This is a genomic window from Streptomyces sp. NPDC050732 (genome assembly GCF_040654255.1).
Classification (GTDB): Bacteria; Actinomycetota; Actinomycetes; order Streptomycetales; family Streptomycetaceae; genus Streptomyces.
The window spans coordinates 238,947-249,514 of the sequence record NZ_JBFAHP010000006.1 but is presented as its reverse complement, the minus strand read 5'-3'; the positions used below and the strand labels follow the sequence as shown (position 1 = coordinate 249,514).

At 73.1% G+C, this 10,568-nt stretch carries 8 protein-coding genes; 7 read left to right on the top strand and 1 reads right to left on the bottom strand.

Annotated elements, in window-relative coordinates; genetic code table 11:
- The first annotated feature begins 283 nt into the window (after positions 1-283).
- From lnt to AB0H82_RS08060, 6 genes are all read left to right on the top strand, one after another.
- Complete coding sequence (lnt, locus tag AB0H82_RS08085; RefSeq protein WP_362990046.1) at positions 284-1,897, top strand: apolipoprotein N-acyltransferase; 1,614 nt, start codon at positions 284-286, stop codon at positions 1,895-1,897.
- A gap of 48 nt (positions 1,898-1,945) precedes the next feature.
- The gene (locus tag AB0H82_RS08080; protein ID WP_362990044.1) at positions 1,946-2,425 is read left to right on the top strand and encodes an NUDIX domain-containing protein; all 480 of its coding nucleotides are present in this window, start codon (positions 1,946-1,948) and stop codon (positions 2,423-2,425) included.
- Between the two features lie 78 nt (positions 2,426-2,503).
- Positions 2,504-3,673 carry a methyltransferase gene (locus tag AB0H82_RS08075; protein WP_362990042.1) on the top strand — a complete coding sequence of 390 codons (1,170 nt, stop codon included), beginning with the start codon at positions 2,504-2,506 and terminating at the stop codon, positions 3,671-3,673.
- A 133-nt stretch (positions 3,674-3,806) separates the two neighbouring features.
- Positions 3,807-4,679 (top strand): universal stress protein, encoded by an 873-nt coding sequence (locus AB0H82_RS08070; protein ID WP_362990040.1) that lies wholly within the window; start codon positions 3,807-3,809, stop codon positions 4,677-4,679.
- A 95-nt stretch (positions 4,680-4,774) separates the two neighbouring features.
- Positions 4,775-7,165, top strand: coding sequence for a phosphoketolase family protein (locus AB0H82_RS08065; protein ID WP_362990038.1), 2,391 nt, complete (start codon positions 4,775-4,777; stop codon positions 7,163-7,165).
- 5 nt (positions 7,166-7,170) lie between these two features.
- On the top strand, positions 7,171-7,827 hold the full coding sequence (locus tag AB0H82_RS08060) for an alpha-ketoglutarate-dependent dioxygenase AlkB (RefSeq protein WP_362990036.1): 657 nt from the start codon (positions 7,171-7,173) through the stop codon (positions 7,825-7,827).
- A gap of 27 nt (positions 7,828-7,854) precedes the next feature.
- Here the strand turns inward: AB0H82_RS08060 and AB0H82_RS08055 are convergent, their stop codons facing one another.
- Positions 7,855-8,352 (bottom strand): methylated-DNA--[protein]-cysteine S-methyltransferase, encoded by a 498-nt coding sequence (locus AB0H82_RS08055; protein WP_362990034.1) that lies wholly within the window; start codon positions 8,350-8,352, stop codon positions 7,855-7,857.
- A gap of 182 nt (positions 8,353-8,534) precedes the next feature.
- Between AB0H82_RS08055 and AB0H82_RS08050 the strand changes: the two genes are divergently transcribed.
- Positions 8,535-10,556, top strand: a complete 2,022-nt coding sequence (locus tag AB0H82_RS08050) for an NADPH-dependent 2,4-dienoyl-CoA reductase (protein ID WP_362990032.1) — start codon at positions 8,535-8,537, stop codon at positions 10,554-10,556.
- The last annotated feature ends 12 nt before the right edge of the window (positions 10,557-10,568 follow it).

Here is a 10,568-nt window from a genome sequence, read left to right as displayed (position 1 = left end):
CGCCCCACGCGAATGGCAGGCCCCGCACCCGCGGACAGCCGGTGGCGCTTCCGAACGGCTGGCGGTGGCGCGTGAGGCTCCCGTCGCCCCGGCCGACCGAGCTGTCGGCGCTCAGGTGACGTGAGCTGTCCGGTGGCGGGGGCTCGGCCGCACGCTAATGGCTGGGGCCGCACCAGGGGAGCGGTTGTGCGGGAACGGTACGGCTGGCGGTGGCGCGTGAGGCTCCCGTCGCCCCGGCCGACCGAGCTGTCGGCGCTCAGGTGACGCGCCGTAGACTCCCCGGGTGACCGCCACCACCACTCCCGTAGACGAGCCGGACCAGCTCGATCCGCAGACCCCACGGGCCCACCGGGCCGTGCGCGTTCTGCGCCGGCTCGTGCCCGCCGCCGTGGCGGCCCTCTCCGGAGTGCTGCTCTACGTCAGCTTCCCGCCCCGCACGCTGTGGTGGCTGGCGCTCCCGGCCTTCGCGGCCCTCGGCTGGTGCCTGCGCGGCCGGACCTGGAAGGCGGGCCTCGGCCTCGGCTACCTCTTCGGACTGGGCTTCCTGCTGCCGCTCCTCGTGTGGACCGGCGTCGAGGTCGGCCCCGGCCCGTGGCTGGCGCTCGCGGCGGTCGAGGCGGTCTTCGTCGCCCTCGTGGGCGCGGGCATCGCGGCCGTCTCGCGGCTGCCCGCGTATCCGCTCTGGGCGGCCGCCCTGTGGATCGCGGGGGAAGCGGCACGCGCGCGTGTCCCGTTCCACGGATTCCCCTGGGGGAAGATCGCCTTCGGCCAGGCGGACGGCGTGTTCCTGCCGCTCGCCGCGCTCGGCGGCACCCCTGTGCTCGGGTTCGCGGTCGTCCTGTGCGGGTTCGGACTGTACGAGGTCGTGCGCCAGGTCGTCGACGTACGCGGCACCCGTGTCGTGCGCCGGGGCGCGGCGGCCGTCGCGGCGCTCAGTGTGCTCGTCCCCGTGGCCGGCGCCTTCGCGGCGCAGGCGCTCGTCAGCGACGAGGCGGAGGACGGCACCGCGACCGTCGCCGCGATCCAGGGCAACGTCCCGCGCGCGGGGCTCGACTTCAACGCGCAGCGCCGCGCCGTCCTCGACCACCACGTGCGCGAGACCGAACGCCTCGCCGCCGAGGTGAAGGCCGGCCGGGTGAAGCGCCCCGACCTCGTGCTGTGGCCGGAGAACTCCTCCGACATCGACCCGTTCACCAACCCCGACGCGCGCCTCGCGATCGAGCGCGCGGTCAAGGCCATCGGGGCGCCCGTCTCCGTCGGCGGCGTCGTCCAGAAGAAGGACGGCAAGCTCTACAACGAGCAGATCCTCTGGGACCCGGAGAAGGGCCCCACGGACACCTACGACAAGCGGCAGATCCAGCCCTTCGGCGAGTACATCCCGCTGCGCTCGCTCATCAGCGCCTTCAGCAGCGACGTCGACAAGGTGCGGCAGGACTTCAGCCGCGGCACGGAGCCCGGCGTCTTCACCATGGCCGGTGCGAAGGTGGGCATCGCGACCTGCTACGAGGCGGCGTTCGACTGGGCGGTGCGCGACACCGTCACCCACGGCGCACAGCTCATCTCGGTGCCCAGCAACAACGCCACCTTCGACCGCAGCGAGATGACCTACCAGCAGCTCGCCATGTCCCGGATCCGCGCGGTCGAGCACAGCCGCGCCGTCACGGTGCCGGTGACCAGCGGCGTCAGCGCGATGATCATGCCGGACGGCGAGGTGACGTCGAAGACGACGTGGTACACCGCCGACTCGCTCGTCGAGGAGGTGCCGCTGCGTTCCTCGCGGACCCCCGCCACCCGCCTCGGCATACTGCCCGAGGCCGTCCTGGTGCTGATCGCCGCGGGCGGCCTCGGCTGGGCCGTGACCGCGGCGGCGCGGACCCGGCGCACCGGCACGGAGTGAACTCCCGGACCGGCAGGGGCGGTCGTGCCGCGCCGATAGGGTCGGACCATGGCTACTCCTGATTTCATCCGCACCATCCGCGCCGCCGCGGGCCAGCAGCTGCTCTGGCTCCCCGGGGTCACCGCCGTCGTCTTCGACGACGAGGGCCGGGTGCTGCTCGGGCGGCGCTCCGACAACGGCAGGTGGGCGGTGATCGGCGGCATCCCCGACCCGGGTGAGCAGCCCGCGGAGTGCGCGGTGCGCGAGGTGTACGAGGAGACGGCCGTGCACTGCGTCCCGGAGCGTGTGGTCCTGGTGCAGGCCCTCCAGCCGGTCACCTACGACAACGGCGACACCTGCCAGTACATGGACATCACCCTGCGCTGCCGTGCCGTCGGCGGCGAGGCGCGCGTCAACGACGACGAGTCGCTGGAAGTGGCCTGGTTCGACGTGGACGCGCTGCCCCCGCTGAACGAGTTCGCGCTGTCCCGCATCAAGCACGCGATGGCCGACGGCCCCACCTGGTTCGAGCAGGCCCCGGGGCAGTGAGCCGCGGCGCCCGCGCCCGGTGTGGCTCGCGGACCGCGCCACGGCCGCTGACGGGCCCTCCGTTAGCCTGAGGGCACGATGAACCGTTTGAGCACGTCATGGGGCGCGTACGACCTCACCCGCTTCCCGGAGGACCCCCGCGACCAGCTGCGCGCCTGGTCGGCGGCCGACGCCTACCTGCTGCGGCACCTGGCCGGCGAGGAGGAGGCGGCGGCCGTCGACCTCTCCGGAACCGTGGCCGTCGTCGGTGACCGGTGGGGCGCGCTGACCACCGCCCTCGCGGGGCACGCGCGCGTGCCGGTGCAGATCACCGACTCCTTCCTCGCCCAGCAGGCCACCCGCGCCAACCTGGCGCGGGCCGGACACCCGCTGGACGCGGCACGGCTCCTGACGACCAGGGACGCCCCGCCCGCCCGCGTCGACGTGCTCCTGGTCCGCGTACCGAAGAGCCTCGCCCTCCTGGAGGACCAGCTGCACCGGCTGGCGCCCGCCCTGCACGAGGGCACGGTCGTCGTCGGCACCGGCATGGTCACCGAGATCCACACGTCGACGCTGGAGCTCTTCGAGCGCATCATCGGCCCGACCAGGACGTCGCTGGCCCGGCAGAAGGCACGCCTCATCTTCAGCACCCCCGACCCGGAGCGCGCGGCCGGGAAGAGCCCGTGGCCCCGCAGTTACGTGCTGCCCGCCGACTCCGGCGCCGGCGCGGGCCTGACCGTCGTCAACCACGCGGGCATCTTCTGCGCCGACCGGCTCGACATCGGCACCCGCTTCTTCCTCAAGCATCTGCCGCGCGCCCGCGGCGCCGCCCACGTCGTGGACCTCGGCTGCGGCAACGGCGTGCTCGGCACCGCCGCCTCCGTCGCGGACCCCGACGCCACGGTCACCTTCATCGACGAGTCGTTCCAGGCCGTCGCCTCCGCCGAGGCCACCTTCCGCGCCAACGCCGTCGACGACGCCGAGGCGCACTTCGTGGCCGGCGACGCCCTCACCGCCGTGCCGCCGGGGACGGTGGACCTCGTCCTCAACAACCCGCCCTTCCACAGCCACCAGGCGACGACCGACGCGACCGCCCGCCGCATGTTCGGCGGCGCCCGCGCCGCGCTGCGCCCCGGCGGCGAGCTGTGGGTCATCGGCAACCGCCACCTCGGCTACCACGTGCGCCTCCGCAAGCTCTTCGGCAACGCGGAGGTCGTGGCGAGCGACCCCAAGTTCGTCCTGCTGCGGGCGGTCAAGGGCGAGCGGTGAGGGGCGCGCGGTGACGGGCGGCCGCCGACACCGGGCCTGTTCGGCACTCCCGCCCGGGCGCGCGTGATGGGAGCGTCGTAGGGCGACGGCCGGGCCGAGCCGCGGCCCGGGTGGCGGAGGGAGACGATCGACCGTGGAACTGCCCCTGATCGTGGGTGTCGACGGTTCGCCGGCCGCCTTGCGGGCGCTGGACTGGGCCGTCGACGAGGCCGTGCGGCGGGAGACACCGCTGCGCGTCGTGCACGCGTCGAGCTGGGAGTGGTACGAGGGGCACGAGCCGTCCTTCGGCGTCGGCGGCGACGCCGTACAGGCCTCGGCGGACCACGTCGTCGAGCGGGCGGTGGAGCACGTCCGCCGCCGTACGGCCGCCGTCGAGGTGAGCGGCACGGTCCTGTCCGAGGACCCGGCCGCCGCGCTGATCCGCGCGAGCGGCGAGGCCTCGGCGGTCGTCGTCGGCAGCCGGGGCAGGGGCCGGCTCGCCGGGCTGCTGCTCGGCTCGGTGAGCCTGGCGGTCGCCGCCCGCGCCACGGCGCCTGTCGTCGTCGTACGCGACACCGAAGGCGAGCCGGACCCGGACGCCGGAGCGCGGATCACCGTCGGCGTGGGGGAGCCCGGCGACTCGGCCGCCGCCGTGGCCTTCGCGTGCGACGCGGCGGAGCGGCGCGGTGCCACCCTGCGCGCCGTGCACGCCTGGCGCTGCCCGGCCCACGAGGCCCCGGCCCGGCCCCGGCCCTCCGAGCGCACCGACCCGCACCAGCGGCGGGCCGAGGAGGAGCTGGACGAGGCGCTGCGCGCACCCCTGCGCGCCCACCGCACCCTCACGGTGCGCCGCGACGTGCCGGAGGGGCACGCCCGCACCGCGCTGCTCGACGCGGCCCGCGCCTCCGACCTCCTCGTGGTCGGCGCCCACCGCCGCAAGGGGCAGCTCGGCATGCAGCTCGGACCGGTCAGCCACGCGGTGCTCCACCATGCGGCCTGCCCGGTGGCGGTCGTCCCGCACGGCTGATGTGCTGGACGCGGAGGAGCCGCGCCGACGACAGCGTCCCGCACGACTGACCCGCCGCTCACGTGGAACCCGATCGGCACGCCTGACCCCGTCGTATGCCCCGAATCTCGCGAGGAGGACCTGTGGCACCTGTGGCGAAGGACCACCTGGCGGCGCTCGACGCCCACTGGCGCGCCGCCAACTACCTGGCCGTCGGCCAGATCTATCTGATGAGCAACCCCCTGCTGACCGAGCCGCTGCGGCCCGAGCACATCAAGCCGCGCCTGCTCGGCCACTGGGGCACGTCACCCGGCCTCAACTTCGTCCACACCCACCTCAACCGCGTCATCCAGGAGCGGGATCTGGACGCCCTGTGCGTGTGGGGGCCGGGCCACGGCGGACCCGCCGTACTCGCCAACTCCTGGCTTGAGGGCTCGTACAGCGAGGTCTACCCGGATGTCTCGCGGGACGCGGAGGGCATGGCGAAGCTCTTCCGGCAGTTCTCGTTCCCCGGGGGTGTGCCGAGCCACGTGGCGCCCGAGACGCCCGGTTCGATCCACGAGGGCGGTGAGCTCGGCTACTCGCTCGCGCACGCCTACGGAGCCGCCCTCGACAACCCGGACCTGCTGGTCGCCTGCGTGATCGGGGACGGCGAGGCCGAGACCGGGCCGCTGGCCGCCTCCTGGCACTGCAACAAGTTCCACGACCCGGCGCACGACGGCGCGGTGCTGCCGATCCTCCACCTCAACGGCTACAAGATCGCCAACCCGACCGTGCTGTCCCGGATCCCCGAGGCCGAACTGGACGCGCTCCTCAAGGGGTACGGCCACGAGCCGCTGTACGTCGCCGGTGACGATCCGCGCAAGGTCCACCAGGCGATGGCCAAGGCCATGGACCAGGCGCTCGACCGCATCGCCGCCGTCCAGCGGGCCGCCCGCGGCGGCGGGGGTGCGCAGGGCCGCCCGCGGTGGCCGATGATCGTGCTGCGCACGCCCAAGGGCTGGACAGGACCGGAGGCCGTCGACGGGGAGCCGGTCGAGAACACCTGGCGCGCGCACCAGGTGCCGCTGTCCGGAGTCCGCGAGAACCCGGAGCACCTGCGGCAGTTGGAGAAGTGGCTGAAGTCCTACCGCCCCCAGGAGCTCTTCGACGAGGACGGCCGCCCCACCGCCCAGGTCCTGGCCTGCGTGCCCGGCGGCGAGCGCCGGCTCGGTGCCACCCCGCACGCCAACGGCGGCCGCCTCACCCGCCGGCTGCCCGTCCCGCCCCTGGAGAAGTTCGCCGTCCCCGTGGACAAGCCGGGCACGACGCTGCACGAGCCGACCCGGATCGCCGGCAAACTGCTCGCACAGGTCATGGCGGACACCGCGGAGCGCCGCGACTTCCGCGTCGTGGGCCCGGACGAGACCGAGTCCAACCGGCTCGGCGCGCTCTACGACGCCACGGGCAAGGCCTGGCAGGCCCGGATCCTCGACACGGACGAGCACCTCGCCCGCGACGGCCGCGTCATGGAAGTCCTCTCCGAACACCTCTGCCAGGGCTGGCTTGAGGGCTACACGCTGACCGGCCGCCACGGCCTGTTCTCCTGCTACGAAGCGTTCGTCCACATCGTCGACTCGATGGTCAACCAGCACATCAAGTGGCTGAAGACCTCCCGCACCCTGCCCTGGCGCGCACCCGTGCCGTCCCTGAACTACCTGCTGACCTCGCACGTGTGGCGGCAGGACCACAACGGCTTCTCGCACCAGGACCCCGGCTTCGTGGACCACGTGCTCAACAAGAGCCCCCACGTCGTACGCGTCTACCTCCCGCCGGACGCCAACACCCTGCTCTCCGTGACCGAGCACGTCCTGCACAGCCGGGACTACGTCAACGTCGTCGTCGCGGGCAAGCAGCCCTGCTTCGACTGGCTCTCCCTCGACGACGCCCGCGCCCACTGCGCGCGCGGGGCGGGCGTCTGGGAGTGGGCGGGGACGGACGACGGCTCGCGGGACCCCGACGTGGTGCTCGCCTGCGCCGGTGACGTGCCCACCCAGGAAGTCCTCGCCGCCGCGGCGCTGCTGCGCGAGCACCTGCCCGAGCTCACCGTGCGCGTCGTCAACGTCGTCGACATCGCCCGGCTGATGCCCCGCGAGGAGCACCCGCACGGCATGGCGGACTCCGAGTACGACGCGCTCTTCACCCGCGACAAGCCGGTGATCTTCGCCTATCACGGCTATCCGTGGCTGATCCACCGCCTCGCCTACCGCCGCACCGGCCACGACAACCTGCACGTGCGCGGCTACACGGAGGCGGGCACGACGACCACGCCGTTCGACATGGTGGTCCGCAACAACCTCGACCGGTACCGCCTCGTCATGGACGTCATCGACCGCGTCCCGGGCCTGGCGGTGCGGGCGACGGCCGTGCGCCAGGCGATGGCCGACGCCCGCACCCGGCACCACGCCTGGATCCGCGAGCACGGCACGGACGTGCCCGAGGTCGCCGACTGGACGTGGCCCTACTGACCGACGTGAGCCACGAGGAACTGTTCCCCCGGCCCCGCACCGTCCTCGGCCCGGGGGCGGCGCACCTGCCGGACTGGCTGGCACCGGAGGAACAGCTGCGGCTGGTGGCGGCCTGCCGTGCGTGGGCGGCGCCGCCCGCCGGGCTGCGGCTGGTCAGGACGCCCGGCGGCGGCGCGATGACGGCGCGGCAGTTCTGTCTGGGCTGGCACTGGTATCCGTACGAGTACGCGCGCACCGTGGTCGACGGGGACGGCGCCCCCGTGAAGCCGATGCCGCCGTGGCTCGCCGAGCTGGGCCGCAGGGCGGCCGAAGCGGCAGGGCACGACGTCGAGGAGACGTACGACATCGCCCTCGTCAACTTCTACGACGCCGACGCGCGCATGGGCATGCACCGCGACAGCGACGAGGAGTCCGGGGCGCCCGTGGTGTCACTCAGCCTCGGTGACACGGGCGTCTTCCGCTTCGGCAACACGGAGACGCGCACCAGGCCGTACACGGACATCGAGCTGCGCAGCGGCGACCTGGTGGTCTTCGGCGGCGCCTCCCGCCTCGCCCACCACGGGGTGCCGCGGGTGCTCCCCGGCACCGCGCCGCCGGAGCTGGGGCTGACCGGGCGACTGAACATCACGCTGCGCGTCAGCGGTTTCACCGAAGGCGGGTGACGTGGGGCGGCGGTGGCCCGTGCGTGCTCATGCCGCCTCCAGGTCGAGGAGCCGCCGCTTGCGGTCGAGGCCCGCGGCGTAACCGGTCAGGGAGCCGTCGGCGCCGATCACCCGGTGGCAGGGGCGCACGACGAGCAGCGGATTGCGTCCGACGGCGGTGCCCAGGGCGCGGACGGCGGCGCGGGAGAGGCCGAGCTGCTCGGCGAGCCGCCCGTACGTGGTCGTCGTGCCGTACGGCACCGTGTCGAGGGCCGCCCAGACCTTGCGCTGGAACTCGGTGCCCGCCCCGGCGGCGTACTCGATGTCGAAGTGGGTCAGGCTCCCGGCGAAGTACGAGCGCAGCTGCGCGGTGATCACGTCGAAGGCCGCGTCGTCGCGCACCCAGCCGTCCAGGACGACGGCGCCGCCCTTCTGGCCCGGCATGGACAGCGAGGCAAGGGCGGTGCCGCCCTTGGCGGTGGCCGACTCCTCGCCCACCAGCAGCAGCTCGCCCAGCGGGCTGTCGATCGTCGTGTGGACGGTCATCGGACTCTCCTCAAGCGTTCGGGTACTGCCTCCAGTCTGGGGTGTGCGCGGCGGCGCGGCTGGCGGGATTCGGACATCACGTCGACCGCGAAGGCCCCCTCCGACGAGGTTATGCAACTAGTTGCACAACGCTCGCGCCTGGTCTACAACTGTCCTGTAGACACCGCGTACGGAGGGGCCGCATGAGCCGTTACCCGAACCTGCTGAACCCGCTCGACCTGGGCTTCACCACCCTGCCCAACCGGGTCCTCATGGGCTCCATGCACGTGGGCCTCGAAGAGGCACCGAACGGCTTCGAGCGGATGGCGGAGTTCTACGCGACCCGGGCGCGCGGCGGCGTCGGCCTCATCGTCACCGGCGGCATCGCCCCGAACGAGCTCGGCAGGCCCTGGGACGGCGGCGCCAAGCTCACCACCGAGGCGGAGGCGAAGGAGCACGCCGCGATCACCGCCGCCGTGCACGCCGAGGGCGGGAAGATCGCGATGCAGATCCTCCACTTCGGCCGGTACGCCTACCACGACAAGCTCGTCGCACCCAGCGCGATCCAGGCGCCGATCAGCCCCTTCGTGCCCCGCGAACTCACCGACGACGAGGTCGAGCAGACCGTCGAGGACTTCGTGCGCGCCGCCGAACTCGCCAAGCTCGCGGGCTACGACGGCGTCGAGGTCATGGGCTCCGAGGGCTACCTGATCAACGAGTTCATCGCGGCCCCCACCAATCAGCGCACCGACCGCTGGGGCGGCTCCTATGAGAACCGCATCCGCTTCCCCGTCGAGATCGTCCGCCGCACCCGCGAACGCGTCGGCGCCGACTTCATCATCATCTACCGCCTCTCCATGCTGGACCTCGTCCCCGGCGGCTCGACCCTCGAAGAGGTCGTCCACCTCGCCAAGGAGATCGAGGCCGCGGGCGCCACGATCATCAACACCGGCATCGGCTGGCACGAGGCACGCATCCCCACCATCGCGACCTCGGTGCCGCGCGGCGCCTACAGCTTCGTCACCAAGAAGCTCATGGGCGAGGTCTCCGTGCCGCTCGTGACCGTCAACCGCATCAACACCCCGAAAATCGCCGAGCAGTTGCTCGCCGACGGCGCCGCCGACATGGTGTCGCTGGCCCGCCCGCTGCTCGCCGACCCGGACTTCGTCAACAAGGCGAAGGCCGAGCAGCCCGAGGCCATCAACACCTGCATCGGCTGCAACCAGGCCTGCCTCGACCACACCTTCAACCTGCAGATCACCTCCTGCCTGGTGAACCCGCGCGCCTGCCACGAGACCGAACTCGTGCTCTCGCCCACCCGCACCAAGAAGCGCATCGCCGTCGTCGGCGCGGGCCCCGCCGGACTCGCCTTCACCGTCTCCGCCGCCGAGCGCGGCCACGACGTCACGCTGTACGACGCGGCATCCGAGATCGGCGGCCAGCTCAACGTCGCCCGCAAGGTCCCCGGCAAGGAAGAGTTCGACGAGACCCTGCGCTACTTCCGCACCCAGCTGGACCTGCACGGCGTCGACGTCCGGCTGAACACCGTCGCCACCGCGGACGACCTCGCGGGGGAGGCGTACGACGAAGTGGTCGTCGCCGCCGGCGTCACCCCCCGTACCCCCGAGATCCCCGGCATCGACCACCCCAGCGTCGTCGGCTACCTCGACGTGCTGCGCGACGGCGCGCCCGTGGGGGAGCGCGTCGCGATCATCGGCGCGGGCGGCATCGGCTTCGACGTCGCCGAGTTCCTCACCGACGGCGGCGAGAAGGCGAGCCTCGACCCGGCCACGTACTTCCGCCAGTGGGGCGTCGACATGGACTTCCGCGAGCGCGGCGGCCTGACGAAGCCCGAGCGGCCCACACCGCCGCGCACCGTCCACCTGCTGCAGCGCAAGACGTCCAAGGTCGGCAAGGGCCTCGGCAAGACCACCGGCTGGATCCACCGCACCGAACTGCGCCACCGCGGCGTCGCGATGGTGGCGGGCGCCAGCTACGACCTGATCGACGACGCGGGCCTGCACATCACCGTCGACGGACAGTCGTCCGTGATCCCCGTCGACACGGTCGTGCTCTGCTCCGGGCAGGAGCCGCGCCGCGACCTGTACGAGGAGCTCGTCGCGGCCGGCGTCGTGGCGCACCTCATCGGGGGCGCCGACGTCGCGGCCGAACTGGACGCCAAGCGCGCCATCAAGCAGGGCACGGAGCTGGCCGCCGCGCTCTGAGCGCCCGTGGCC

What these genes read in the sequence shown, in the direction of transcription:
- AB0H82_RS08080 (WP_362990044.1), top strand. Translation starts at nt 1,946, where the DNA reads ATGGCTACTCCTGATTTCATCCGCACCATCCGCGCCGCCGCGGGCCAG.
- AB0H82_RS08055 (WP_362990034.1), bottom strand. Translation starts at nt 8,352, where the DNA reads ATGACCGTCCACACGACGATCGACAGCCCGCTGGGCGAGCTGCTGCTG.
- AB0H82_RS08065 (WP_362990038.1), top strand. Translation starts at nt 4,775, where the DNA reads ATGCCCCGAATCTCGCGAGGAGGACCTGTGGCACCTGTGGCGAAGGAC.
- AB0H82_RS08050 (WP_362990032.1), top strand. Translation starts at nt 8,535, where the DNA reads ATGAGCCGTTACCCGAACCTGCTGAACCCGCTCGACCTGGGCTTCACC.
- AB0H82_RS08075 (WP_362990042.1), top strand. Translation starts at nt 2,504, where the DNA reads ATGAACCGTTTGAGCACGTCATGGGGCGCGTACGACCTCACCCGCTTC.